Below are 24,848 nucleotides of genomic sequence, written 5' to 3'. Positions count from 1 at the left end.
CTGGACATTGATTATTCATCAGAATTGTCCGGCAGATCATTAAGAGAAAAACAAAAGGAGTTATCCGAAATGGGAGCGGAAGTGCAAGCACCTTCTCCTCATTAGGATAACTCCTTTTTGATTATGTGAACGTTCAAAGCCATGATGATGTGATACCAGGCAGTCTGTTTCATTTCGATAAGATGCCAGGTCGTTTTACAGGTGGATCAGGGTTCCTGTTTTCCCCTGGATCCCTTCTTTTGCCTTCTCAAGCAATGTGATCAGTGCTGTACGTCCGGAACCGGAGCCTGCAAAATCAATGGCTGCTTCTACCTTGGGAAGCATGGAGCCGGCAGCAAACTGGCCTTCTTTTACGTACTTGCGAGCCTGGGATACTGTAAGGTCATCCAGCCATTTCTGATCCGGTGTGCCAAAATGAATGGCTACCTTTTCAACTGCTGTAAGGATGATCAGCATATCTGCATCCAGCTGCTTGGCAAGAAGACAGCTGGCAAAGTCCTTGTCGATCACTGCGGATGCGCCTTTTCAGATGATGATCCTTCAGGATCACAGGGATTCCGCCACCACCGCAGCAGATCACAATCTTATTTGCATCCACAGGGCTGTGAACTCGTCGTCCCGTCTCAAACAAAAATCTGCAGGCTTTGGTGATCTTCTCACACGCCGGTAGCCACGGCCTGCATCCTCGCGCATGATGTGGCCATAGGCTTTTGCCTGGTATTCAGCTTCTTCTTTGGTAAGGAATTTGCCAATCGGCTTTGTGGGATTGGCAAAAGCAGGGTCATCCGGATCTACCCTGACCTGGGTGACGACTGTTACTACAGGAGTGCGCATAAAACCACGCTTCCGCAATTCTTCCCTGAGTGCGTTTTGGAGATAGTAGCCAATATAGGCCTGGCTCATAGCAACACATACGGAAAGAGGCGTGTTAGGCTGGGTATCATCTTCTCTGGAAAGGGCAGACATAGCATTATTGATCATGTCCTTACCTGCGGACCGTTTCCGTGGACAACCACCACCTGATGTCCTTCTTCAATAAGATCACAGAGAGCCCTGGCAGTTGTTTTTACAGCAATCATCTGTTCTGGAAGGGTATTTCCCAGTGCATTGCCGCCAAGAGCGATCACGATTCGTTTTCTCTGATACATAAAAACCTCCCACTCCCCAATGGGGTGATTTGCATAGTCCTGGGAGCTGCTTTCACTTCCAGTTTTTTCAGGATGTCCTGAGGATTCTCAAATTTAGACAGCATGATCATAGCGGCAATAACATAAGGTTTAAAGCTTGCTTCTTTGTAAAGCGGGATTCTGTAGCGGTCAAATACACTTGCATCAACCTCACCGGTTTCACAGCTTACGCCTGTGATATCTGCAGGCAGGCAGTGAAGGTAAAGAGCTTTTCCGTTCCTTGTGGTTTTCATAAGCTCTTCTGTGCATGCCCAGTCTTTATGCTCTGCATTCTGAGCAAGCAGCTCTTTTTCCAGTTTGTCAATGCCATCGAAATCACCTTCAGCATAAAGGTTGGTACGCTTCTCCATAGCTGCAAACGGAGCCCAGCTGGATAAACAATATCAGCATCTTTGAATGCTTCTTCCATGCTGTTGGTCTTTGTGAAGGAACCGCCGGAAGCCTGTGCATTCTTACGTGCGATCTCTTCAACCTCTGGCATTACATCATATCCGTCCGGATGAGCAAGAACAACATCCATTCCGAAACGTGTCATAAGTCCGATCACACCCTGAGGAACAGAAAGTGGTTTGCCATAAGAAGGAGAGTATGCCCAGGACATAGCGATCTTTTTGCCCTTCAGGTTCTCAACACCGCCAAATTCATGGATGATATGCAGCATATCTGCCATGCACTCGGGTAGGATGGTCTACATCACACTGAAGGTTTACAAGAGTAGGACGCTGCTCCAGGATACCGTCCTTATTACCCTCTGTAACAGAATCCATAAATTCTTTCTGGTAAGCATGGCCTTTGCCGATATACATATCATCACGGATACCGATCACATCAGCCATGAAGGAAACCATGTTTGCTGTTTCACGAACAGTCTCGCCGTGGAGCGATACTGAGATTTCTTTTCATCCAGATCCTGTACTTCAAGGCCTAACAGGTTGCAGGCAGAAGCAAAGGAAAAACGGGTACGTGTAGAATTATCACGGAAAATGGAAATGCCAAGACCGCTTTCAAATACTTTGGTGGAAATATTATGCTCTCTCATAAAGCGAAGTGCATCAGCAACAGTGAAAACAGCTTCCAGCTCATCATCGGTCTTATCCCATGTCCAGAAGAAATCGTTGTTGTACATTTCTTTAAAATTAAGGCTGTTCAGTTTGTCAATATAATCCTGTAATGTTTTCATGGTTATCATTCTCCTTGTATGTTTTATGATGGATTATCTGGTATACAGCCGGGACGCACAGGTGCGGATCCCGGCCCTGATTGCGGAAAAATAATTATTTGCAGTAATTGCCTGGAAGTGCTGCATATACAGCTGCACATCTTACAAGGTCGTCTTTCCATGTCCTTTCATTTGGAGCATGTGCCTGTGCCTCTGCACCAGGTCCGAAGCCGATGCATGGGATATTATTACGTCCCATAATGGTTACACCATTTGTGGAGAAGGTCCACTTGTCGGTAAGAGGACGGGATTTACGAAGCTGGGATGTTACATCATTGCCCTGACGTTCTTCACCATACAGTCCCTTATATGCATCCTCAAGTGCTTTTGTAAACCTTATGATCCTTGGGAATGACCCAGGTAGGGAAGTCGCATTCAATAGGATATACAAGCTCTGTCCAGGAAGGACGGGAATATTCGTACATGGAAACCTTTACATCGTCTCCGTATTTCTTTACGGAAGGAAGGGCACGGATCTCATCCAGGCAGCTTTCCCAGGTTTCGCCTGCGGTCATACGGCGGTCAAGGGATACAGAACAGGAATCTGCAACTGCACAGCGGCTTGGGGAAGTAAAGAAGATCTCAGAAGTGGTAACAGTACCTCTTCCAAGGAAGCGTGCTTCTTCCCATTCCGGATTGTATTTCTCATCCAGCATTTTAACCAGGCCTTTGATCTGGGTTTCATCAGCTGCATCATTTTCGTTGAGGGCACGTATATCCTGAAGGATATCAGCCATCTTATAAATAGCATTATCTCCACGCTCAGGAGCAGAGCCATGGCAGGAGATACCTTTTACATCTACACGGATCTCCATACGTCCACGCTGCCCACGATAAATACCGCCGTCTGTAGGCTCTGTAGATACAACAAACTCCGGACGAACCTTGTCCTCATGGATGATATACTGCCAGCAAAGACCGTCACAATCTTCCTCCTGTACAGTACCGGTAACTACAACCTGAAATTTGTCATTTAAAAGACCAAGATCTTTCATGATCTTTGCGCCATAAACAGCAGAAACAATACCGCCCATCTGGTCAGAAGTTCCACGGCCGCCGATCTCAGAGTCTGTCTCGTAGCCTTCGTATGGATCAAATTCCCAGTTATCTCTGTTACCAATACCTACTGTATCGATATGAGCGTCAAAACCGATGAGAGTCTGGCCGCTTCCCATGAAACCAAGGATATTGCCCATAGGATCGATCTGAACTTTGTCAAAGCCAAGCTTCTCCATTTCTTCTTTGATCCGCATAATATGGCCTTTTTCACCACAGCTTTCTCCAGGGATTTTTACAAGATCCCGTAAGAATCTGGTCATGTCTGCTTCTGTAGCCTTCTGCTGCTGCATTGATTTGACTGTAATCCATTTTTCTTCCTCCTGTATATGTATAATATTAAATAAATGAAGATTTTTGATTATTTTTATTTACTGAGAGACTGGGATGTGCCATAAAGACCGTCCCATACGATCTCACGGTAGCGTACCTGGGTCTTGTGTCTCCCTCTGTGGAGATCACAAGGATGTTGGAATCCGCATCCAGGTGAAGGGCTTCTTTAAGGTCTGCTGCATCTGCATCATGAAGTGCAGTGTAAACAAGGCCAAGCGGTACAGAGCCGGATTCACCGGAAATAACCTTAGGATCGTCTCCAAGCGGGTTGGCATAGATCCTGGTAGCCTTTGCACTCATCCAGTTCTGGAACATGATGCAAATACGGAAACATGGTTCTTAAGGATATCCCATCCGATGGTATTGCCCTCGCCGCAGGCAAGTCCTGCCAGGCCATGATAGTGGCAAGGTCTCCGGTTACATTTGCCAGATCACCAGTCTTCGCACAGGCAGAGCGGTAAAGGCAATCAGCTGCGCCTGCCTCACACACCACCATGATGGGAGGATTTTCTTTATATCTGTTTGCAAAATAACCTACTACAGCACCTGCAAGGGAGCCTACGCCTGCCTGAACAAATACGTGAGTAGGACGTACACCGGCTTCTTCCATCTGACGATCTGCTTCCAGAACCAGAGTGCCATATCCCTGCATGATCCAGGAAGGAATCTCTTCATAGCCGTCCCAGGCAGTATCCTGGACAATGATCCCATGAGGGGTTTTGGCTGCTTCCGCAGCTGCCATCCTTACACAGTCATCATAATTTACTTCTTCAATAGTAACTTCTGCGCCTTCTTTTGCAATATTGTCAAAACGGGTCTTGGTTGTACCTTTCGGCATCCGTACAACGGCCTTCTGTCCCAGACGGTGTGCTGCCCGATGCGAACGCCGCGTCCATGGTTGCCATCTGTAGCGGTAAAGAAAGTAAGCCTGTCTCGAATTCTTTACCAAGTTCTTCAGAAGAGAGAACATTGTAAGGCAGCTGGCTGATATCCTTCCCAAGTTCTTTTGCAATATAACGGCCCATTGCATAGGATCCGCCCAGCACTTTAAAAGCATTCAGCCCGAAACGGTAGGACTCATCCTTGCAGAAAATATTGTTTACGCCCAAAAAACTGGCCAGGGCAGAAAGCTTCTGCAGGGGTGTTACAGAATACTGGGGAAAGCTTTTGTGGAATTCGTTGGCTTTTTCTACGTTTTCCTCGGACATAAGATCCAGGTAGGGATCAGAAGATCTGGGCACCTGGTTCACAGTCCATTTTAATCCTTCTGTCATATGAAAACAACCTCCCTTGATATTTTTAAAATTTCTAATTTCTTATTTCTATAATATCATAAAATAAATAATTTACAATAGAAATATGCAAAAATATTTAGGCATTTCAAAAAAAAATTAGGCTCGTTGTCAAGGAGTGGAAATTGTGGTAAAATAAACTGGTGTTTTTGGGTAAATTATTCTTCAAATAACTGTACTTAGAGATGAGAGGAGAGATTATTATGGCCATATTAAGGGCTTTTCGTGCCCTTCGTCCTGTACCGGAGAAGGCGGCGAAGGTGGCTGCACTTCCGTATGATGTGGTGAACCGTGAAGAAGCCAGGGCGATAGGAGAAGCAAATCCGGATTCTTTTCTGCATGTGGACAGGGCTGAGATGGACCTGCCGCCGGAAGTAGATCTGTATGACCCTTCTGTTTATCAGAAGGCAAAAGAAAACCTGGAAAAAATGGAAGAAACAGGAACTATGATCCAGGATCCGGTTCCCTGCTATTATATTTATGAACTTGTCCGTAAAGGCAGGACCCAGACTGGGATTGCAGGCTGTGCTTCCATTGACGATTACATGAATGGTGTAGTGAAAAAGCATGAGCTTACAAGGGAAGACAAGGAACTGGACCGTATCCGCCACGTAGATGTGTGTGATGCCAATACAGGCCCTATTGATCTTGCCTGCAGATATACACAGCAGTCTTCTTTCTCTCTGATGGAGCAATGGAAAGAGTCCCACAAGGCAGTTTATGATTTTACGGCAGAGGATGAAGTGATCCACAGAGTGTGGGTGATTGATGATGAGGATACCATCCGGAAGATTTCACAGGAGTTTGGAGATATCCCTGCTTTTTATATTGCAGATGGCCATCACAGGGCTGCATCTGCTGTGAAGGTAGGACAGAAGAGAAGACAGGGAGCATCCAGACTGATACAGGAGAGGAAGAATTTAACTTTTTCCTTTCTGTTGTTTTCCCCTTTGACCAGCTTACCATCCTTCCTTACAACAGGATCGTAAAGGACCTGAATGGTCTGACAGAACAGGCTTTCCTTGCAAGCCTGAAGTTTAATTTTGAAATTGGTGGCTATGCCCGGATTTCCATGTAAGCCTGTAGAGAAGCATTGCATCGGCCTTTATATAGGCGGGACAGTGGTTCCATTTGAAGGCATGGCCGGATGTATATGAAAAAGAAGGATATTGTGGGACAGCTGGATGTGCAGATCCTTCATGACAAAGTGCTGGCACCTGTCCTGGGGATCAAAGATGAAAGGCGGGATCCAAGGATACGCTTTGTAGGAGGCAATCGAAGCCTGAAACAGCTGGGAGAACTGGCAAAAGAAGAAGGTGGGATTGCATTTGCCATGTATCCCACCTCTGTTGAGGATCTGATGCAGATCGCTGATGAGGGTAAGCTGATGCCGCCCAAGTCTACCTGGTTTGAGCCAAAGCTTCGCAGCGGGATCTTTATCCACAAGCTGAAAGATTAAAGCTCTACCAAATGTCCGGATTCTTTATCATAGCGGCAGTATTTGCCGTTGCCGGAGATGAAAGGCTGGTATGTATTGGTCTTAACATCCTTCAGGTATACGATCCCTGTGGAGATCATATGCACCAGTGAGAACCGCTCACTTAAGGAGGAGATCCACTCATAAGTCTTGTTGTGAGAGGAGTCTGCCATGACCAGATTATAGCCTCCATCGCAGGTCTCCAGTGAAAAATAGACTTTTTCTGCTTGGGCCGGGTCATCAAAAACCTGGCTCAGGATATAAGAAGAAAAATGGTCTTTTACAAATTTATAAAAGCTGTCCATGGTATATGTGATCCCGGATACTTCATCTTGTGATCCTGTCACCACGTTCCAGGCGGGTTCGGAGTACTTTTAGTACTTCAATGGTTGAATTGATGAATGAGATACCGGTATAGTCCAGGCTGTTGAGAAGTTCTTCGATCAGCTGTCTGGATAATACATTAGAGCGGACTGCTTCTTCGTACATTTCCTGATTCATAATGGCCTCCTTACAGGTTATTTTTATGATTACAGTATAGCTGTTTTGGCAGGGGATTTCAAGGAGGGGAGAGAAGTGGAAGAGGAATTTATTTCAGGATTTTGCAGAACCATGAATGGAAGCAATACGGTATGCTGTGAATATGAGATCACAGATGGAAAGAAAAAACTGACATTTATGGACTGCGCTTATAAAAGATGCGTAAACAGCGGTGCCTGTGAAATTTATAAAGAAGCCTGCGCTCTGGAAGAAAAGTGAAATCTCTTCCAGGCCGCAGGCCTTTTCTTTGGAAAGTATGTGGGAATCGTTACTTATTTATTTACATCAATATAGCTGTAAAGAGTATATTTGGAAATACCGAAATAATTGGCTACCTTATCCCCGGATTTTGTAATGAGAAATGCCCCGAATCATTCAGGAACTGGATGGCTTTTACTTTGTCATCCTTATTCATCAATGCCACTGGCTTTCCTACAAGTGCTACAGACTCCTCGATCAGGCGGTCCAGCAGATCATTCACATTGTGAGAGATCTGTTTGGGCTTTTCTTCCTTATTCTGCGGGGTGATCAGTGCGTGGAGTGCATTCTCGATCATGGTAAGCTTGGTGACATCATAATTGATCCCAAATACGTAATGGAGGGATCCATCATCATCACGGATATAAGATGTGCTGCATTTCAGAATCTTGCCGTCACTGGTCTTCATCAGATAACCGGAGTGGCCAAGAAGGCTCGCTGCTGCCTTTGCGGTTACGGTTGCGGATCACATCAAACACTGCATCTGAAGGCCCGTCCCCAATGCTGCGTCCTGTAACATGTCCGTTTACGATATAAACAATAGAGTGTTCAGGATCCTTGGTTTTCAGGTCATGGATCACAACCTCACAATCAGACCCGAATTCTGAAGCCAGATCCTGGGCGATTTGTTTTAAGACAGTCAGACGTCCCATAAAAGCTGCCTCCCTTTCTATAAAATAATAGTAACTGCTTGGTGCCTTCACGGCTGCCCTGGCAAATGGCCATTTGTCCACCCTTGTGCAAGCACAGGTGGGAGTATGACCTTTTTACACTGTAATCATAGTATAGCACAGGCGCAAAAAAATAAAAAGGATTTTCACAAAAAAAAATGTGGAAAGCTAAAAAAAATTGTAAAATTTAAGGATATGTATGGAATAATCTGTACAAAAGTGCTATATTGAAGCAAACAGACATGAGACCTTAGGGCAACATGTTCATAATGGGGCCAGTCCCCGGGACAGTGGAATCATAAACAACTAAATGATAAGGAGGTATCACCATGAGATATTTACTTAAGAACGGAACGGTTGTGTCAGGAGAAAAGTCAATAAAAGCAGATGTACTGACAGACGGCGAGAAGATCCTTGCTGTTGGGGAGAAGCTTTCAGAAGATGGGGCAAACGTTATAGATGTAACAGGAAAGCTTTTGTTCCCCGGATTTATTGACGGACATACCCATCTTGACTTGGAAGTGGCGGGGACTGTTACAGCGGATGATTTTGAGACTGGTACAAAAGCGGCACTCCTTGGAGGAACCACCATGGTGGTGGATTATGCGTCACAGGATAAAGGCGGCCATACATTAAAAGAAGGTCTGGAAAAATGGCACAAAAAGGCAGACGGTAAATGCTCCTGTGATTATTCATTCCATATGTCTATCGTGGAATGGAATGAAGAAACAGAAAAAGAGATCCAGGATATGATCGATGCCGGGATCACCAGCTTTAAGCTGTATATGACCTATCCGGCAATGATGGTAGGGGATGGGGATATTTACAAAATCATTAAGAAATTAAACAAAGAAGGATGCTTTGCAGGAGTACACTGCGAGAATGCAGAGGTGATCGATGCACTGTCCCGGGAAGCAAAGGCAGCAGGCAGACTGGGACCTGAGAATCATCCGCTGGTGCGGCCGGATACTATGGAGGCAGAAGCTGTGCACCGTCTGCTGGTAATCGCAGAGGCTGCCGGGGCACCGATTATGATCGTTCATCTTACAAATCGGAAGGCTTATCAGGAAGTTATGGCAGCCAGGGCAAGAGGACAGATCGTATATGCAGAAACCTGTCCACATTATCTGCTGTTGGATGATAGTAAGTATTCGCTGCCGGATTTTGAAGGAGCCAGATATGTATGTGCCCCTCCTCTTCGAAAAAAAGAAGATCAGGAATGCTTATGGAAGGCACTGGCAAACGGACAGATCCAGACAGTTGCCACAGATCATTGCAGCTTTACCTTGGAGCAGAGGGCTCTTGGAAAGGATGATTTTACAAAGATCCCAGGAGGGCTTCCGGGAATACAGACAAGAGGAAGCCTGCTGTACACCTATGGAGTACGGGGAAGGAAGGATCAGCCAGGAGCAGATGTGCAGCCTGTTATGTGAAAATCCTGCAAAGCTTTATGGTGTATACCCAAGAAAAGGTGTGCTTGCACCGGGAAGCGATGCAGATATTGTAATATTTGACCCGGAAAAAGAAAGCAGGATTTCGGCAAAGACACATGCTTGCAATACAGACAATACCCCATTTGAAGGCTTTGCACTTCATGGCGATATTGACAGTGTTTTCCTTAGAGGAACCTTATGCGTATCAGGAGGCAGGCTGATCAGGGAAAAACAGGGAACTTATATCCACAGGGATAAAAACAGCTTTCAGTTTTAAAGGGTTTCGCTGGCATAACAGCAGATTTTCATAACATATATAGCCGGAGGAACAGGAAATGTACAGAAAAATATACCATATACTTGAAAAACAGGGAAAACTGAAAACAGTCTTGATCCTGGATGGAGAGCATCAGGGACAGAAGGCTTACAGGACGGACATTGGATGGCAGGGGAAGGATCCCGGGTTTGACTGGCGCCCTTATGAAGCGGCATTAGACCAAATAGAGGAAACCGGAATCAAGCAGATCTATGGAGTATCTGTTTTTGTGGAAATCTACATGAAGAATCCAAGGCTGATCCTTCTTGGAGCAGGCCATGTATCCTGTCCTACTGCAAAGATAGGTAAGATGCTAGGATTCCATGTTACTGTTATGGATGAAAGAGAGGAATTTCTTACAAAAGACAGGTTTCCCGATGCTGATGTTCTGGTACCGGCTCCTTTTGAAGAACTGTCTGCAAGGATCCCGGCATATGCAAATGCTTATTATGTGATCGTTACAAGAGGCCATGTGGGTGACGGGATCTGTGTTCGACAGATCCTGGGTCGGCCCTATACCTATCTTGGTATGATCGGAAGCAGGACTAAGGTACGGATCACTATGGAGAATCTGGAAAAGGAAGGCTATACCAGGGAACAGCTGGAGTCAGTCCATGCACCCATCGGCCTGCCCCTTGGAGGTCAGATGCCGGCAGAGATCGCGGTAAGTATTATGGCGGAGATCGTAAAGGTGAAAAACCAGCATTATATAGCATATTGTGATGAGGAAGTACAGCATGCGGTGGAAGCCGGCCAAACAGGTGTAAATGGTTACCATCATAAGCAAATCGGGCTCATCACCCAGAGGAGTGGGAAGCAAAATGCTGGTTGGGGATGATGGAAAGACCTGGGGCAGCATTGGAGGCGGCAGGGTAGAGTATGAGGCAATCAGGCATTGCACACAGGTTGTTTCTCCTGAATGTGTATCCTACAATCTGTCCAATGCAGAACAGGGAAATCTTGGAATGATCTGCGGCGGTCGGGTGGATGTGCTGTTTGAAAGGATATGATACTCTAAGAATCTTTTGGGAAAATGGGTTGCATATTCTGAAATAATCATGTATATTAGTTGTAACACAATTTTAATAACTAATATGTGAATAATCAGCGCATTCATGCAGCTGAGTCAGGAGGAAATATATTATGAAAAAAACATTATTGGCATTGCTTGTACTGGGAGCGGCTATGGTGCTTCCAGGATGTGGGTTTGATGATGGAGCAGGTTCAACCGTAACAGTTGTGGAGATCACACCTACTCCGGAGCCTACACCTACTCCAGAGGTGACACCTACCCCAGAAGTCACACCTACCCCGGAGCCGGTGATTGTACAGACAGCAAGCGGTGTTAATGTTACCAAGCAGGATGGTGTATATACTACCAATACAGAAGTGAACCTTCGTGCAGACGCAAGCACAGATGCAGAGCTTGTTACAGGAGTTGGCGCAGGGGTTCAGCTTACCAGCACTGGTGTATGTGACAATGGATGGATCGAAGTGAACTATAATGGACAGACCTTATATGCTTCCGGAGATTATGTAACTGCAGTGGCAGCAGATCCTAATGCAGCAGCAGATCCTAATGCAGCAGCAGATCCTAATGCAGCAGCAGATCCTAATGCAGCTGTAGATCCTAATGCGGCTGTAAGTGATGGCACACAGGCAGATGCAGCTGTATCAGATGGTACAGTGCAGCAGTAAGACAGAGCATTACAAGAATAATATAATATTAAGAAAAGAACAGCACAGCCATTTGATGACCGTGCTGTTTTTTGTGTAATCATGATTATACGGATTATTCCGGATAAACCAGACGATCCGGGCGGATATCGTAAAGTACCTGCTCCAGATATTTCTTGGCCAGATATTTGGCCATGCCAAGATTCATATCCAGATAGTTGCCGCAGTCCCTGGCTGAAGCGCCAGGTACTTCTCCTTCAAAATCGCGGATAAATTCAAAGGTTTCGATCATAAGGGGAACAATATCCCTGGATTCATAGTCTCCATTTAAAAGAAGGTAATTGCCGGTGCGGCAGCCCATAGGGCCCCAGTAGATCATCTTAGGACCAAATACAGGATGGTTCCTTAAAAAAGTGGCAGCCAGGTGCTCGATGGTATGAAGCTCTGCAGTGTTCATTACAGGCTCTTCATTAGGGGAAGTCATACGGATATCAAAGGTGGTGATCACGCTGTCACCTGCTTTGTCTTTCCTGGATACATACACTCCAGGCTGCAATTTGATGTGGTCTATGGTAAAACTGGTTATTTTTTCCATGTCAGATCCTCTCTTTCGATTTAAATGATATTAAATGATAACAGGCTGTAACTGTCTTTTTTAATTTTAACAGAAAAAAACAGTTTTGCAATATGAAAACAGAAGGCAGATAAAAGGCCGGGTAAAAATCAGCTGTAGATGTAAGCGACAGATAAAAAGTAACTGCAACATTGACTTTAATGTGACAGAATGCTAAACTGACTAAGAATGAAAAAAGAAGGAGAAATCATTATGATCGATGGAAATAAAGTGCTGTTCAGCGGCATGCAGGCAACAGGAAATCTTACTTTGGGTAATTATCTGGGCGCCCTGAAGAATTGGGTGACTTTATGTGATGAATATGAATGCTTTTACAGTGTGGTAGATATGCACTCTATTACTATACGCCAGGATCCGGCAGTGCTCCGTAAAAGAGCCAGGAATCTGCTCACCCTTTATATTGCAGCAGGACTGGATCCAAAGAAAAACTGCATCTACTATCAGTCTCACGTGTCCGGTCATGCAGAGCTGGCATGGATCCTGGACTGCTTTACCTATATGGGAGAATTGAACCGGATGACTCAGTTTAAGGACAAAGCAGCCAAACATGCGGATAATATTAACAGCGGACTTTTTACTTATCCGGTACTGATGGCAGCAGATATTCTTCTGTATCAGGCAGATGTGGTTCCGGTGGGGATTGACCAGATGCAGCATCTTGAGCTTACAAGAAACATTGCAGAGCGTTTTAATAATATTTACGGCGATGTATTTACAATTCCGGAAGCGTATATCGGCAAGGTAGGTGCAAAGATCATGAGTCTTCAGGATCCTTCCAAAAAGATGTCCAAATCCGATGAGAACCCAAATGGAAGCATTTATCTGATGGATGATCCGGATACTATTATGAGAAAGTGCAAACGTGCAGTTACAGACTCCGAAGGATGTATCCAGTACAGGGATGAGCAGCCGGGAATCAAGAATCTGATCGATATTTATAGTGCATGCACAGGCAAAACACCGGATGAAACCGTGAAAGAATTCCAGGGTAAGGGATATGGAGACTTCAAGCCTGCAGTTGGAGAAGCTGTTGTCAGTGTGCTGAAACCGCTTCAGGATGAGTTTGCCAGACTTTCAAAGGATAAGGCATATATTGATTCTGTTATCAAGGAAAATACAGAAAAGGCAAACTACTATGCAACAAAGACTCTGCGTAAGGTTCAGAGAAAAGTAGGCTTTCCAGACCGAATCCGATAAATGAGATTAAGGGTTTGATACCCGGGACTGTCCGGCTTTCAGGCTTTTGCCAAAAGTTTGAAATTTTTGTGAAAAGAATTGTAAACAGGGAAACAGTCAGTATAATGAGAAAAGGTAACTGTAAAAGAACAGTTATGTAAAAAGTAATCTGGGAGGCATAATGAATATGAAACGTAAGTATCTTGCAGTGCTTTGTGCAGCAGTGCTTTCAGCCTGCATGTTCACAGGGTGTGGAAACAAAGACACAGATAATCAGGAAACCGCAAAGACTGCGTCTGAAGAGCAGCAGGGAACAGAAAAGGATGCAGAGGAGGCTGGTATTTCTGATGGATCTGATGCAGAAGGCGTACAGGAGGGCAGTCAGGAGGAAGGACAGAGCGGACAGCCTGTAGAGGATGCAGAGGATGCTTCAGAAGAACCATCCCAGGAGCCGGAGGAGGCTGCAGATGCTGGATCTTCAGAGGATGCAGTTACACTGGATGTAAGCAAGTCCCTTACCGGTACTCATGATGTGGAGATCAAGGTAAAGGATTATGGTACCATCGATGTACAGCTGGATGCAGATACAGCACCTATTACAGTGACTAATTTTATTAAGCTTGTACAGGAGGATTTTTATGATGGACTTACCTTTCACAGGATCATGGACGGCTTTATGATCCAGGGAGGAGATCCTCTTGGCAATGGTACCGGCGGTTCTGATCAGACCATTAAAGGGGAGTTCAAGAACAACAAGGTAGAGAATAACATCTCCCATAAGAGAGGCGTGATCTCTATGGCAAGGAGCAGTGATCCGGATAGTGCCAGCTCACAGTTCTTTATTGTGCAGACAGACAGCACCTTCCTGGACGGAGATTATGCAGCATTCGGAGAAGTTACCTCTGGTATGGATGTGGTAGATGCCATCTGCAAGGATGCCAAGCCTACAGACGACAATGGCACCATCCCGGCAGACCAGCAGCCTGTGATCGAGTATATCAAGGTTCTGGACTGATCTTCCGGGTCTAGTCCGTTTATTTCAGCCTGATCACCAGCACAGGAACCGGCGGATGATTGGGCCTGTTATAAAATTCACTTTTGATAACAAGATAACAGTGGGGATCAAGGCTTTTCAGCCAGCTAAGGACAGCATCATGCTCTTCAAAGCCTGTATCTCCCCCGCTGTAGATACAAAGAGACAAAAGCCCGCCTTTTTTCAGAAGCTTCAGCGAAGAAGAAAGAGCGGGCATACTTGTTTTTATCCCTGTAGATATGGTATGATCCCCGCCTGGAAGATAGCCGAAGTTAAATACAATGCAGCTGACTGTTTCCGGGGATGCATATGCTTCCATGTTAGAATGGGAATCCAGAATGCATTTCCAGTTCTGAAAGGGACTTTCTTTCAAAAGCTTTTCTTTTGTGTGATCCAGGGCATCCTTTTGGATATCAAAGGCAAGTACCTGGCCTGTACTGCCGCAAAGCCTGGAAAGAAGAAGGGTATCTGAACCGTTTCCAGCAGTGGCATCTATGCACAGGTCTCCTTCCTGTACCTGCTCTTCTATAAAACGGCTGCACCAGCCGGTGATGGGTATATTTTTCATGGTGATCATTCCTTTCTCAATACGGTTTCGCTGATCTTTCTTTTCTATTTTACCAAATGGGTAAAAAAAATTCCATTGCAATCCATTAATCCCTGCCGTATAATAAACCAGGATATTACCTGTGAACAGTAACACCAGGATGTCAAAAATTCACAGAGGAGGACGATTTATTTCCATGTTAAAAGACAAAACTGTGCTTCTGGGAGTGACAGGCAGCATCGCTGCATACAAAATCGCATATCTTGCCAGTGCGCTGGTAAAGCTTCATGCAGATGTACATGTGCTTATGACAAAGAATGCATGCAATTTTATAAATCCCATTACTTTTGAGACACTTACAGGAAATAAATGTCTTGTGGATACCTTTGACAGGAATTTTCAGTTTTCTGTGGAGCATGTATCTGTTGCCAAGAAAGCTGATGTGGTGATGATCGCACCGGCAAGTGCGAATGTGATCGGCAAGCTGGCCCATGGCATTGCAGATGATATGCTTACCACTACGATTTTGGCGTGCAGATGCAGGAAATTTATTTCCCCTGCAATGAATACCAATATGTTTGAGAATCCCATTGTGCAGGATAATTTAAAGATTCTTGCAGGGTATGGATACACTGTGATCGATCCTGCAGTAGGATATCTGGCATGTGGGGATACAGGGGCAGGCAAGATGCCGGAGCCTGAGACGCTTCTTTCTTATATTTTACAGGAGATCGGTGCTGTAAAGGATCTGGAAGGGAAGAAGGTTCTGGTAACAGCAGGACCTACCCAGGAGCCCATTGACCCGGTACGTTATATTACGAACCATTCTTCCGGCAAGATGGGATATGCCATTGCAAAGGCTGCTATGCTAAGGGGTGCAGAGGTAACTCTGGTCAGCGGCCCAGGTTGCCATTAAGCCTCCGGCTTTTGTAAAGCTGATCCCTGTTGTAACTGCCCAGGATATGTATGAGGCGGTGACCAGCATCAGTGACAGCCAGCATATCATCATCAAGGCAGCAGCAGTAGCTGATTATTGCCCTGCTACAGTAAGTGAGGACAAGATCAAGAAACAGGATGACCAGATGTCCATTCCACTAAAAAGAACAAGGGATATTTTGAAATACCTGGGTGAGCATAAGGCACCCGGGCAGTTTTTGTGCGGATTTTCTATGGAAACCCGCGATATGCTCAGTAATTCCAGAGCCAAGCTAAAGAAGAAGAACCTGGATATGGTAGCTGCCAATAATGTAAAGGTGGCAGGAGCCGGATTCCAGGGAGATACCAATGTGCTGACTCTGATTACACAGGATGAGGAAGTATCACTCCCGCTGATGAGCAAGGAGGATGCAGCCGGAAAGATCCTGGATAAGATCCTGGAGATTATGAGCCAGGAGGTAACTGATTAACCAAAGGATGCGGACAAATACATAATATCCGCAGATCCAGCACCGTATTGTATCCCGAAAAAGGGAACGATAACAAGGAGGACAAAATGAAAAATCAACTGAAAACATCACAAATCACTATGCTTGGCCTGATGATCGCCATCCTGCTTCTTATGGCCTACACGCCCCTTGGGTATCTGAATATCGGCCCGCTTGCCATCACCTTTAATGTGATTCCGGTAGCCATCAGTGCCATTGTACTTGGGCCTGCAGGCGGAGCTATTGCAGGGGCAGTGTTTGGTATTACCAGCTGTCTGCAGTGTATAGGCGTTGGCGGCTCCAGTGCCATGGGTGCTACACTTTTTGCCATCAATCCTGCACTGGCTATTATCCAGAGATTTGTACCAAGATTCCTGGATGGTCTTCTTCTTGGTTATATTTTCAGAGGAACCCGTAAGAAATCCAAGAATGTTTACCTTTCATGCTCTGTAACAGGATTCTTTTCCGCATTTCTCAATACTCTGTTTTTCATGACAATGCTGGTTGTTCTTTTTGGCAGCAGTGAGTATATACAGGGACTGATGGGCGGCCAGAATGTGATTGTGTTTATTTGCTCATTTGTTGGAATTAATGCTGTATGTGAGATGATCTCTTCTACTGTGATCACCGGAATGGTAGGTGCTGCACTTTACAAGGCAAGACTGCTCCCCGGCACAGCAACTGAGGGCACAGAAGCAGTAAAAAGAGATGCCGTAAGGCTGTAACCGGGAGGAAACATGATTTTTGCAATCGATATTGGCAACACAAATATTGTAGCCGGCTGTATTGATAAGGAGAAGACCTATTTTATTGAACGGCTTTCTACAGTAAGAACAAAAACAGAATTGGAATATGCAGTTGACATTAAAACACTTCTGGACATTTACCACATTAAGAAGAATGACATTGAAGGATGCATTATTTCTTCTGTTGTGCCTCAGATCACCAATGCAGTGAAGCTGGCTGCTGAAAAGATCCTGAAAAAAGAAGTGATGGTATTAGGCCCTGGAGTGAAAACAGGACTGAATATTATGATGGATAACCCTGGCTCACTTGGGGCAGACCTGGTGGCAAATGCTGTGGCAGGGATTGCAGAATATCCGCTGCCTCTGGCCATTATCGATATGGGTACTGCCAGTACAGTAAGCGTTGTGGATGAGAAGAAGCATTATGTAGGGGGCATGATCTTCCCGGGAATCAACATTTCCCTGGATGCCCTCACTGCACGGGCATCCCAGCTTAGCGGTATCAGTATTGACGCACCCAGAAGAATCATTGGGAAAAATACCATTGAGTGTATGAAAAGCGGTGTGATCTACAGCAATGCCGCTGCTTTGGACGGGATCGTGGATCGGATCGGAGAGGAACTTGGGAAGGAACCCTTTGTAGTGGCAACCGGCGGCCTTGCCAAAAAGATAGTTCCTTATTGCAAAAAGAAGATCGTTCTGGATGAGGATCTTCTTTTGAAGGGTCTTTTGATCATTTATGAAAAGAATAAATGATCCCTCCGGCAGGGTCCGGGGATTATATCATTGGTCATGGCAGTTTCTTTGCAAAGGCAGACGCAAAGTCCTGTGGAACAGGTGCTGTAAATAAAAGGGGAATACCGGTAACAGGATGGGTGAATTCCAGCTGATAGGAGTGGAGCGGCTGTCTGTGGATGATCCGGTAATCCGGATTGTATAAGTAATCTCCAGGCAGAGGGAAGCCCAGATATTTCATGTGGACCCGGATCTGATGTGTCCGGCCTGTGTCCAGTCGGAGAGCAAGAAGTGAGCGCTTCGCATGGACAGCGAGGCGCTCATAGTGCGTTACCGCCTTTTCTCCATTTTGGAAGTCAACAATTCTGGTAATGGCAGATCCGTTTTCACGGGCAATGGGAGCATCTATGGTGCCATGTTCGGGTGTGATCCCTGTGACAATGGCAAGATAAGTCCTTTTGATCTTTCTGGCTTTCATCTGCTGGGACAGTACAGCTGCACTGAGAGCATTTTTGGCAAGCACAAGGACTCCGGAAGTGTCACGGTCCAGACGGTTGATACAACGGTATACAAAAGGCTGCTCTTTGGAATCAAAATAATAAGAAACCCCGTTAGCCAGAGTATTTTCATAATTGCCTGCAGATGGATGAACAGGCATATCTGCAGGTTTATTTAAGACAAGCAGGTCCTGATCCTCAAAAAGGATCTGCAGATCCATTTTTACAGGAGGGATCCGGGATGGAGGATCCATTTCCCGAAGGAGGATGGTAAGTATATCCCCTTCTTTTAACTGGGTATGACCATAGCCCCGGTCTTCATTCAGCCGGATGCAGCCGGGGTCATTTTTCATTGAGGACAGAAGATGGCGTGAAAAGCCATGGCTTCGCAGGAAATCAAGGATCTCTACGCCTGCATCTTTGTCTGTAACAGAATACGTAAGGGTACGACACATAAGGTTACCTTTCTAAGTGATTTTTCAATTACAAAATCATAGCATTTTCAGAAAGAAATAACAAGACTTCAGGATAAAAGGCAGTCAATACAAAGCTTCATTAGAGGGAAAGGGAGTATATATGGAGCAGAAACATCTTTTTTCAAATAAAATGTTAAAAAGCATTCTGGTACCGGTCATTCTGGAACAGCTGTTGAATTCCTTTATGGGTACGGCTGATACCATGATGGTGAGTAATGTAGGATCTGCAGCTATTTCAGCAGTTTCCCTTGTGGATTCCATTAATGTGCTGTTGATCCAGGCATTCTCTGCACTTGCAGCAGGAGGAACCATTATCTGTGCCCAGTATATGGGACAGCGTAATTATGAAAGGGCAAATAAATCAGCCAGACAGGTATTATTCATCATACTGTCCATTTCGGCAGCAGTTACGATTTTGTGCCTTCTTTTTAAAGATCCTCTGCTTCATTTTATCTTTGGAAAAGTAGATGCAGATGTTATGGAAGCATCTTCTGTTTACTTCCTGTTTTCAGCAGCTTCCTATCCTTTTATTGCACTGTATGACTCTGGTGCATCTATTTTCAGGGCACAGGAGAATACAAAAGGGCCACTGATCATTTCAGTAATCTCCAATGTGATGAATATTGTTGGTAATGCGATCCTGATCTGGGGATTTCATATGGGTGTGGCCGGAGCTGCCATTGCAACTCTGGTTTCCAGGATCTTCTGTGCAGTAGTGGTACTGTGGCAGTTAAGGAAGGACAGACAGCCTATTGTAGTCAGGGATTATCTGAAGATCCGTCCGGATCGTAAACTGATCGGCAGGATCCTTGGGCTTGGGATTCCTTCCGGGATTGAGAATAGTATGTTTCAGCTTGGAAAGCTTGCCATACAGTCTACGGTTTCCACGCTTGGCACAACAGCTATCGCAGCCCAGGCAATGACTAACAATCTGGAAATGCTAAATGGTACGGCTGCTATGGGAGTAGGAATCGGGCTGATGACCATTGTAGGAGAGTGTATCGGGGCAGGCAGGGAAGACGAGGCTGTTTATTATGTGAAGAAGCTGAGCTGTGTGGCTGAGATGATCATCATAGGATGCTGCCTTCTGGTCTTTGCCCTTACAAAGCCTATCACCATGCTTGGCGGTATGGAGCCGGAAAGTGCAAGGATGTGCTTTCAGATGATGGCCTGGATCACAGTGGTCAAGCCTCTTGTATGGGTGGTATCCTTTATCCCGGCATATGGGATGCGTGCTGCCGGTGATGTGCGTTTTTCTATGATCACCTCCTGTGTAAGCATGTGGGTGTTCCGGTTCTGTTTATGCGTATTTCTGATCCGTGTTATGGGTATGGGACCACTGGCTGTATGGTTTGGAATGTTTACAGACTGGACCATCCGCGGCATCGTCTTTATTTGGCGTTTCCACAGCCGTAAATGGCTGAGACATAAGGTTGTGTAAGTCATCAGATCAGTGCGTACAGCCTGAATACCGTCTTTAAAAAAGGAATAAAATCACAGGAAAGGAAAAGGCATGCATAAAACAGGTCTGGAAGATTATTACGTCATTAAGGGACAAAAGAAAATGCGTTTCGGATATACCACAGGTTCCTGTGCAGCTGCGGCTTCAAAGGCTGCAGTAAAGATGCTTCTGTCCGGGAAAAAGGTGGAAGAGGTATCAATCATGACGCCAAAAGGGATCCGGCTTTCTCTGATACCTGAGGATATTTGTATTGACAAAGACAAGGTATCCTGTGCAATCCGAAAGGATGGAGGAGACGATCCGGATACTACCAGCGGGCTTCTTGTGTATGCCTCTGCAGAAAAAACAAGTACTCCGGGAATCCTTATCGATGGGGGAATCGGTGTAGGACGGGTGACAAAGCCTGGATTATCCCAGCAAATAGGAGAAGCCGCCATTAATCCTGTGCCCCGGGCGATGATCAAAAAAGAAGCAGAAGAGGCTGCCCAGGAAGGGGATTATGAAGGCGGCCTTAAGATCATTATTTCTGTACCTGAGGGAGAAAAGACTGCCCAGAAAACATTTAATCCAAGGCTTGGCATAGAGGGGGGGATTTCCATTTTAGGTACCAGTGGGATTGTGGAGCCTATGAGTGAGAAAGCCCTGATCGAAAGCATTCGTGTGGAAATGAGACAGCATTTTACCCAGGGAGAGGAATATCTTCTTATAACCCCTGGAAATTATGGGGCAGAATATTTGAAAAATCATATGGACCTGCCCTTTGAAAAAAATATAAAATGCAGTAATTATGTTGGGGAAACCATTGATATGGCCATTGATATGGGGGCAAAAGGTATTCTTTTTGTGGCCCATATTGGGAAGTTTGTAAAGGTGGCAGCAGGGATCATGAATACCCATTCCCATAATGCAGACGGAAGGATGGAGGTACTGGCAGCCAATGGGATCCGTGCAGGCGCAGATCTGGAGTGTGCCCGTAAGATCCTGGAATGCAATACTACAGATGAGGCATTACAGATCCTGGAACAGAACGGAATCTTAAAGCCTGCAATGGAGCAGGTGATGAAGCGGATCCAGTTTTATCTGAATCACCGCTCTTATGATCAGATCCTTCTGGGAGCAGTGGTATTTTCTAATGTTTATGGCTATCTGGGAATGACAGAAGATGCTCCCTGTCTGATCCGGAAGATTCAAAAGGAGCATAAAGGAGAATTATGACAGGAAAATTATATGGGGTAGGAGTAGGACCTGGGAGACCCGGAACTGCTTACATTAAAAGCCCTTAGAATTATAAAAGAGGCAGATGTGGTGGCAGTGCCTGGAGAAATCCCGGAGCAAAGCATTGCCTACCGGATCGTTTACGGTGCATGGGAAGGAATCAGGGAAAAAGAACTGCTTGCTGTGCCTATGCCAATGACAAAGGACCAAAAGCAGCTGAAAGAAAATCATGAAAAAGGGGCACAGCTTCTTGGAACACTTCTGGAGCAGGGGAAAAAGGTGGCTTTTCTGACTTTGGGAGATCCTACTGTTTATTCCACTTATCTTTATGTGCATAGGATCCTGACAGATCAGGGGATATGACACACAGATCATAAGCGGTATCCCTTCATTCTGTGCAGTCAGTGCCAGGCTGAACACAGGTCTGGTAGAAACAAGCCAGCAGCTGCATGTGCTTCCGGCCTCCTATCAGATCCGGGAGGGGTTAAAGCTTCCGGGAACAAAGGTGCTGATGAAGGCAGGCCATAAGATGAAAGAAGTCAGGCAGCAGATCCAGGAGCTGGGGGAAGAAGCGGTGATGATCCGTAACTGTGGTATGGAAGACGAGCAGATCTTTGACAGTGTGGAAAAGATTCCGGATGATCCGGGCTATTATTCGCTTATCATTGTAAAAGATAAACCAAACACATAAAGTAAACATATATAGCTAATACATAAAGCAAACACATAAAGCAATCATATAAAGCTAACACATCATAAAGATAAACGCGTAAAAGGAGGACTGATCTATGGTACATTTTGTTGGAGCAGGTTCAGGAGCAGCGGATCTGATCACGGTAAGAGGAAAACAGTATCTGGAAGAGGCAGATGTGGTGATCTATGCAGGATCACTTGTAAATCCGCAGATTTTGGACTATACAAAGGATGTGTGCACCATTTATAACAGTGCCAAAATGACACTGGAGGATGTGATCTCTGTGATAGAAAAGGCAGAAGCAGCAGGGAAAACAACGGTCCGACTGCATACAGGAGACCCTTGCATCTATGGAGCTATCCGTGAACAGATGGATATTCTGGATGAAAAGAAGATCGCTTATGACTACTGTCCCGGGGTCAGTGCATTTTGTGGAGCAGCCAGTGCCCTGAACCTGGAATACACACTTCCGGAGATATCACAAAGCGTGATCATTACCAGAATGGAGGGAAGGACACCTGTTCCCGCAAGAGAGAGCATTCAGTCTTTTGCTGCTCATCATGCAACTATGGTTATCTTTTTAAGTACAGGAATGCTGGAAGAATTAAGCCGCCGTCTGATCGAGGGAGGATATGAAGCCGAAACACCTGCAGCCATTGTATACAAGGCAACCTGGCCGGATGAGAAAAAATTCATTTGTACGGTTGGAACCCTGGCACAGACTGCAAAAGAAAATAATATTACAAAGACAGCCTTGATGATCATCGGAGATGCAGTAAAGGGGGCAAAGTATGACCGTTCCAAGCTGTATGATCCAGGATTTACAACAGAATTCAGAGAAGCAACTAGATGATCAGTGAGATAATCAGCGAAAAAGAGAGACGTCCAGGTGATAAGAAATGAAAATAGCCATGATATGCTACAGCCTGACAGGAGAAAGTACAGGGCTTCGGCTAAAAGAAGGCCTGGAAAAGCTGGGACACAGTGTACAACTGTGGGAGAAAAGCAAATACCTGCCGGATTCAATAAAGGAGTCCTGTAGTCAGTGGACCGGTGACAGGTTTGGGGATTCGCAGGCAGTGATTTTTATTGGTGCCTGTGGGATTGCAGTACGCAGTATTGCGCCTTTTGTAGCATCCAAAAAAACAGATCCTGCAGTTCTGGTCGTGGATGAATGCGGCAGATTTGTGATTTCCCTGCTTTCAGGTCATCTGGGAGGGGCCAATGAACTGGCTGAATCAGCAGCAAAAATACTGGATGCCATGCCGGTAGTAACTACTGCCACAGACCTTCATAAGTGTTTTGCTGTAGATGTTTTTGCAAAGAAAAATGATTGTGGGATCCTCAATATGAAGGGGGCAAAAGAAGTATCAGCAGCTCTTCTTGCAGGGGAAAAAGCAGGGTTTTTCAGCGATTTCCCATGGGAAGGAAGTCTTCCGGACGGACTGGTCTATTGTAAAGACAGACAGGAAGCAAAGAAAAAAGGACTGCGTTTGGGAATCAGTGTAACTATTTACAAGGAGCATACTCCTTTTGAGGAAACCGTTTTTGTAGTACCCAAAACCGTGGCTTTAGGCATGGGCTGCAGAAAGGGAAAAGAGTCTGAAGCTGTGCTTCAGGCGGCAAATGAGATCCTAAAAAAGGCCGGAATTCTTCAAAGAAGGGGTAAAGACCCTGGCAAGTATTGATATAAAAAAAGAAGAGCCAGGCCTTGTGGTATTAGCAGAGCAGTGGAAGATTCCCTTCCAGGTATATACAAGTGAGGAACTGCAGGCTGTGCAGGGAGATTTTACGTCCTCATCTTTTGTAAAAGCCCAGGTAGGGGTAGACAATGTATGTGAGAGAAGCGCCCTTCTTGCAAGTGGGGAAGAAGGGGTACTCATAGAAAAAAAGCAGGCGGCAGGTGGCGTGTCACAGCAGCTTTGGCAGCCGGAAACCGGAGGATTCGTTTTGAGTAAACAGAAAATCTATGTGGTAGGCATCTGGACCTGGTGCATACTCAGGAACTGACCGGGCAGCAGTGGCAGCCCTTGAACAAAGTGATGTGATCGTTGGATATACAGTATATATCGATCTTGTAAAAGAGCATTTCAGTGATAAAGCCTTTCTGACAACACCGATGAGAAAAGAAGTGGACCGGTGTGTGATGGCTTTTGAGGAAGCAAAAAAAGGACAGACTGTGTCTATGATCTGCAGTGGAGATGCAGGAGTATATGGTATGGGCAGGATTGATCTATGAGATCAGCGAAAGATACCCGGATGTGGAGATTGAGATCATTCCCGGGGTCACTGCTGCCATTGGAGGAAGCTTCCTGTGCTTGGAGCACCTTTGATCCATGATCTCTGCCTGATCAGCTTAAGCGACCTTCTCTACTCCCTGGGAAAAGATCCAGGCAAGGCTTCTTGGCGCATCCCAGGCGGACTTTGTGATCTGTCTTTATAATCCATCCAGCCATAAGCGACATGATTATCTTCAGAAGGCATGTGACCTGATGCACCGACATACAGCATCCTCCGGATACAGTGTGTGGGATCGTGTCGAATATTGCAAGAGAAGGGGAAAGTTCCAGGGTCATCACATTAAAAGAACTGCGTGATACAAAGGTGGACATGTTTACCACTGTATTATCTCGGCAATTCTCAGACAAAGGTGATAAACGGCAAAATGGTAACTCCAAGAGGATATAAAGATGAATGCAGCAAAGGTTCTTGTGTTTGCAGGTACAACAGAAGGATATGAGCTTTGCAGG

At 45.5% G+C, this 24,848-nt stretch carries 18 protein-coding genes and 11 pseudogenes; 19 read left to right on the top strand and 10 right to left on the bottom strand.

Annotation, left to right across the window (positions count from 1 at the left end; genetic code table 11):
- Nucleotides 1-195 precede the first annotated feature (195 nt).
- The 4 pseudogenes from arcC to dpaL all read right to left on the bottom strand — a co-directional run bounded on the left by arcC (nt 196) and on the right by dpaL (nt 5,069).
- Nucleotides 196-1,148 (bottom strand): annotated as a pseudogene (arcC, locus tag R1Y93_RS08150) (carbamate kinase).
- Nucleotides 1,124-2,367, bottom strand: a pseudogene (gene ygeW / locus R1Y93_RS08145) (knotted carbamoyltransferase YgeW). The pseudogenes arcC and ygeW overlap by 25 nt, the downstream one beginning before the upstream one ends.
- Nucleotides 2,368-2,461: 94 nt before the next feature.
- A pseudogene (locus tag R1Y93_RS08140) lies at nt 2,462-3,774 on the bottom strand (YgeY family selenium metabolism-linked hydrolase).
- 55 nt (nt 3,775-3,829) lie between these two features.
- Nucleotides 3,830-5,069, bottom strand: a pseudogene (dpaL, locus tag R1Y93_RS08135) (diaminopropionate ammonia-lyase).
- Between the two features lie 203 nt (nt 5,070-5,272).
- On the opposite strand from dpaL, the pseudogene R1Y93_RS08130 reads away from it, so the two are divergent.
- Both R1Y93_RS08130 and R1Y93_RS08125 read left to right on the top strand, forming a co-directional pair.
- A pseudogene (locus tag R1Y93_RS08130) lies at nt 5,273-6,165 on the top strand (DUF1015 domain-containing protein).
- A 69-nt stretch (nt 6,166-6,234) separates the two neighbouring features.
- Complete coding sequence (locus R1Y93_RS08125) at nt 6,235-6,546, top strand: hypothetical protein (RefSeq protein ID WP_500822417.1); 312 nt, start codon at nt 6,235-6,237, stop codon at nt 6,544-6,546.
- Here R1Y93_RS08125 and R1Y93_RS08120 read toward each other — a convergent pair.
- Both R1Y93_RS08120 and R1Y93_RS08115 read right to left on the bottom strand, forming a co-directional pair.
- Nucleotides 6,543-6,911: a hypothetical protein gene (locus R1Y93_RS08120; protein WP_500822416.1), complete on the bottom strand. Its 369-nt coding sequence runs from the start codon at nt 6,909-6,911 to the stop codon at nt 6,543-6,545. The genes R1Y93_RS08125 and R1Y93_RS08120 overlap by 4 nt on opposite strands.
- A complete protein-coding gene (locus tag R1Y93_RS08115; protein WP_500822414.1) occupies nt 6,892-7,065 on the bottom strand; it encodes a hypothetical protein in 174 nt (57 codons plus the stop codon). The genes R1Y93_RS08120 and R1Y93_RS08115 overlap by 20 nt, the downstream gene beginning before the upstream one ends.
- A 75-nt stretch (nt 7,066-7,140) precedes the next feature.
- On the opposite strand from R1Y93_RS08115, the gene R1Y93_RS08110 reads away from it, so the two are divergent.
- On the top strand, nt 7,141-7,323 hold the full coding sequence (locus tag R1Y93_RS08110) for a hypothetical protein (protein WP_158421586.1): 183 nt from the start codon (nt 7,141-7,143) through the stop codon (nt 7,321-7,323).
- A 53-nt stretch (nt 7,324-7,376) separates the two neighbouring features.
- Here R1Y93_RS08110 and R1Y93_RS08105 read toward each other — a convergent pair.
- A pseudogene (locus R1Y93_RS08105) lies at nt 7,377-8,015 on the bottom strand (helix-turn-helix transcriptional regulator).
- A gap of 347 nt (nt 8,016-8,362) precedes the next feature.
- Here R1Y93_RS08105 and hydA point away from each other — a divergent pair.
- From hydA to R1Y93_RS08085, 4 genes and pseudogenes are all read left to right on the top strand, one after another.
- Nucleotides 8,363-9,743 (top strand): annotated as a pseudogene (gene hydA, locus R1Y93_RS08100) (dihydropyrimidinase).
- Nucleotides 9,744-9,801: 58 nt separating this feature from the next.
- Nucleotides 9,802-10,620, top strand: coding sequence for an XdhC family protein (locus R1Y93_RS08095; protein WP_500822412.1), 819 nt, complete (start codon nt 9,802-9,804; stop codon nt 10,618-10,620).
- Nucleotides 10,604-10,792 (top strand): XdhC family protein, encoded by a 189-nt coding sequence (locus tag R1Y93_RS08090; protein WP_500822411.1) that lies wholly within the window; start codon nt 10,604-10,606, stop codon nt 10,790-10,792. Before R1Y93_RS08095 ends, R1Y93_RS08090 begins: the two co-directional genes overlap by 17 nt.
- Nucleotides 10,793-10,925: 133 nt before the next feature.
- Entirely contained in the window at nt 10,926-11,480 is a 555-nt protein-coding gene (locus tag R1Y93_RS08085) for an SH3 domain-containing protein (protein WP_500822410.1), read from the top strand.
- Between the two features lie 94 nt (nt 11,481-11,574).
- Here R1Y93_RS08085 and R1Y93_RS08080 read toward each other — a convergent pair whose 3' ends face one another.
- A complete protein-coding gene (locus tag R1Y93_RS08080) occupies nt 11,575-12,054 on the bottom strand; it encodes an S-ribosylhomocysteine lyase (RefSeq protein WP_173726711.1) in 480 nt (159 codons plus the stop codon).
- A gap of 231 nt (nt 12,055-12,285) precedes the next feature.
- On the opposite strand from R1Y93_RS08080, the gene trpS reads away from it, so the two are divergent.
- Complete coding sequence (trpS, locus tag R1Y93_RS08075; RefSeq protein WP_500822408.1) at nt 12,286-13,290, top strand: tryptophan--tRNA ligase; 1,005 nt, start codon at nt 12,286-12,288, stop codon at nt 13,288-13,290.
- Nucleotides 13,291-13,456: 166 nt separating this feature from the next.
- Nucleotides 13,457-14,284 carry a peptidylprolyl isomerase gene (locus tag R1Y93_RS08070; protein WP_500822407.1) on the top strand — a complete coding sequence of 276 codons (828 nt, stop codon included), beginning with the start codon at nt 13,457-13,459 and terminating at the stop codon, nt 14,282-14,284.
- Between the two features lie 19 nt (nt 14,285-14,303).
- Here the strand turns inward: R1Y93_RS08070 and mnmM are convergent, their stop codons facing one another.
- On the bottom strand, nt 14,304-14,870 hold the full coding sequence (mnmM, locus tag R1Y93_RS08065) for a tRNA 5-(aminomethyl)-2-thiouridylate-methyltransferase MnmM (RefSeq protein WP_500822406.1): 567 nt from the start codon (nt 14,868-14,870) through the stop codon (nt 14,304-14,306).
- 175 nt (nt 14,871-15,045) lie between these two features.
- On the opposite strand from mnmM, the pseudogene coaBC reads away from it, so the two are divergent.
- The 3 genes and pseudogenes from coaBC to R1Y93_RS08050 all read left to right on the top strand — a co-directional run bounded on the left by coaBC (nt 15,046) and on the right by R1Y93_RS08050 (nt 17,775).
- Nucleotides 15,046-16,255: pseudogene (coaBC, locus tag R1Y93_RS08060) on the top strand (bifunctional phosphopantothenoylcysteine decarboxylase/phosphopantothenate--cysteine ligase CoaBC).
- A gap of 86 nt (nt 16,256-16,341) precedes the next feature.
- Complete coding sequence (locus tag R1Y93_RS08055) at nt 16,342-16,998, top strand: ECF transporter S component (RefSeq protein ID WP_500822405.1); 657 nt, start codon at nt 16,342-16,344, stop codon at nt 16,996-16,998.
- A gap of 12 nt (nt 16,999-17,010) precedes the next feature.
- On the top strand, nt 17,011-17,775 hold the full coding sequence (locus R1Y93_RS08050; RefSeq protein ID WP_500822403.1) for a type III pantothenate kinase: 765 nt from the start codon (nt 17,011-17,013) through the stop codon (nt 17,773-17,775).
- 34 nt (nt 17,776-17,809) lie between these two features.
- Here R1Y93_RS08050 and R1Y93_RS08045 read toward each other — a convergent pair whose 3' ends face one another.
- Entirely contained in the window at nt 17,810-18,706 is an 897-nt protein-coding gene (locus R1Y93_RS08045) for an RluA family pseudouridine synthase (RefSeq protein ID WP_500822401.1), read from the bottom strand.
- A gap of 121 nt (nt 18,707-18,827) precedes the next feature.
- Here R1Y93_RS08045 and R1Y93_RS08040 point away from each other — a divergent pair, with 121 nt between their 5' ends.
- The 7 genes and pseudogenes from R1Y93_RS08040 to cobJ all read left to right on the top strand — a co-directional run bounded on the left by R1Y93_RS08040 (nt 18,828) and on the right by cobJ (nt 24,838).
- Complete coding sequence (locus tag R1Y93_RS08040) at nt 18,828-20,168, top strand: MATE family efflux transporter (protein ID WP_500822399.1); 1,341 nt, start codon at nt 18,828-18,830, stop codon at nt 20,166-20,168.
- Between the two features lie 72 nt (nt 20,169-20,240).
- Nucleotides 20,241-21,404, top strand: a complete 1,164-nt coding sequence (cbiD, locus tag R1Y93_RS08035) for a cobalt-precorrin-5B (C(1))-methyltransferase CbiD (protein WP_500822398.1) — start codon at nt 20,241-20,243, stop codon at nt 21,402-21,404.
- Nucleotides 21,401-22,095, top strand: a pseudogene (cobI, locus tag R1Y93_RS08030) (precorrin-2 C(20)-methyltransferase). Before cbiD ends, cobI begins: the two are co-directional and overlap by 4 nt.
- Nucleotides 22,096-22,192: 97 nt before the next feature.
- On the top strand, nt 22,193-22,951 hold the full coding sequence (gene cobM, locus R1Y93_RS08025; protein ID WP_500822396.1) for a precorrin-4 C(11)-methyltransferase: 759 nt from the start codon (nt 22,193-22,195) through the stop codon (nt 22,949-22,951).
- Nucleotides 22,952-22,997: 46 nt separating this feature from the next.
- Nucleotides 22,998-23,786, top strand: a complete 789-nt coding sequence (locus tag R1Y93_RS08020) for a cobalt-precorrin 5A hydrolase (RefSeq protein WP_500822395.1) — start codon at nt 22,998-23,000, stop codon at nt 23,784-23,786.
- Nucleotides 23,787-23,811: 25 nt separating this feature from the next.
- Nucleotides 23,812-23,949: pseudogene (locus R1Y93_RS08015) on the top strand (cobalamin biosynthesis protein); the annotation flags it as partial.
- 99 nt (nt 23,950-24,048) lie between these two features.
- A pseudogene (cobJ, locus tag R1Y93_RS08010) lies at nt 24,049-24,838 on the top strand (precorrin-3B C(17)-methyltransferase).
- Nucleotides 24,839-24,848 lie beyond the last annotated feature (10 nt).

The organism is Blautia sp. HA3515 (assembly GCF_059933065.1).
The sequence above is the reverse complement of the archived record's forward strand: the minus strand, read 5'-3'. Positions and strand labels throughout refer to the sequence as shown.

Excerpts from the sequence above, each read along its gene's own strand:
- R1Y93_RS08125 (WP_500822417.1), top strand. The coding sequence starts at position 6,235 with ATGTATATGAAAAAGAAGGATATTGTGGGACAGCTGGATGTGCAGATC.
- R1Y93_RS08115 (WP_500822414.1), bottom strand. The coding sequence starts at position 7,065 with ATGAATCAGGAAATGTACGAAGAAGCAGTCCGCTCTAATGTATTATCC.
- R1Y93_RS08095 (WP_500822412.1), top strand. The coding sequence starts at position 9,802 with ATGTACAGAAAAATATACCATATACTTGAAAAACAGGGAAAACTGAAA.
- R1Y93_RS08090 (WP_500822411.1), top strand. The coding sequence starts at position 10,604 with ATGCTGGTTGGGGATGATGGAAAGACCTGGGGCAGCATTGGAGGCGGC.
- R1Y93_RS08085 (WP_500822410.1), top strand. The coding sequence starts at position 10,926 with ATGAAAAAAACATTATTGGCATTGCTTGTACTGGGAGCGGCTATGGTG.
- R1Y93_RS08080 (WP_173726711.1), bottom strand. The coding sequence starts at position 12,054 with ATGGAAAAAATAACCAGTTTTACCATAGACCACATCAAATTGCAGCCT.
- trpS (WP_500822408.1), top strand. The coding sequence starts at position 12,286 with ATGATCGATGGAAATAAAGTGCTGTTCAGCGGCATGCAGGCAACAGGA.
- R1Y93_RS08070 (WP_500822407.1), top strand. The coding sequence starts at position 13,457 with ATGAAACGTAAGTATCTTGCAGTGCTTTGTGCAGCAGTGCTTTCAGCC.
- mnmM (WP_500822406.1), bottom strand. The coding sequence starts at position 14,870 with ATGAAAAATATACCCATCACCGGCTGGTGCAGCCGTTTTATAGAAGAG.
- R1Y93_RS08055 (WP_500822405.1), top strand. The coding sequence starts at position 16,342 with ATGAAAAATCAACTGAAAACATCACAAATCACTATGCTTGGCCTGATG.
- R1Y93_RS08050 (WP_500822403.1), top strand. The coding sequence starts at position 17,011 with ATGATTTTTGCAATCGATATTGGCAACACAAATATTGTAGCCGGCTGT.
- R1Y93_RS08045 (WP_500822401.1), bottom strand. The coding sequence starts at position 18,706 with ATGTGTCGTACCCTTACGTATTCTGTTACAGACAAAGATGCAGGCGTA.
- R1Y93_RS08040 (WP_500822399.1), top strand. The coding sequence starts at position 18,828 with ATGGAGCAGAAACATCTTTTTTCAAATAAAATGTTAAAAAGCATTCTG.
- cbiD (WP_500822398.1), top strand. The coding sequence starts at position 20,241 with ATGCATAAAACAGGTCTGGAAGATTATTACGTCATTAAGGGACAAAAG.
- cobM (WP_500822396.1), top strand. The coding sequence starts at position 22,193 with ATGGTACATTTTGTTGGAGCAGGTTCAGGAGCAGCGGATCTGATCACG.
- R1Y93_RS08020 (WP_500822395.1), top strand. The coding sequence starts at position 22,998 with ATGAAAATAGCCATGATATGCTACAGCCTGACAGGAGAAAGTACAGGG.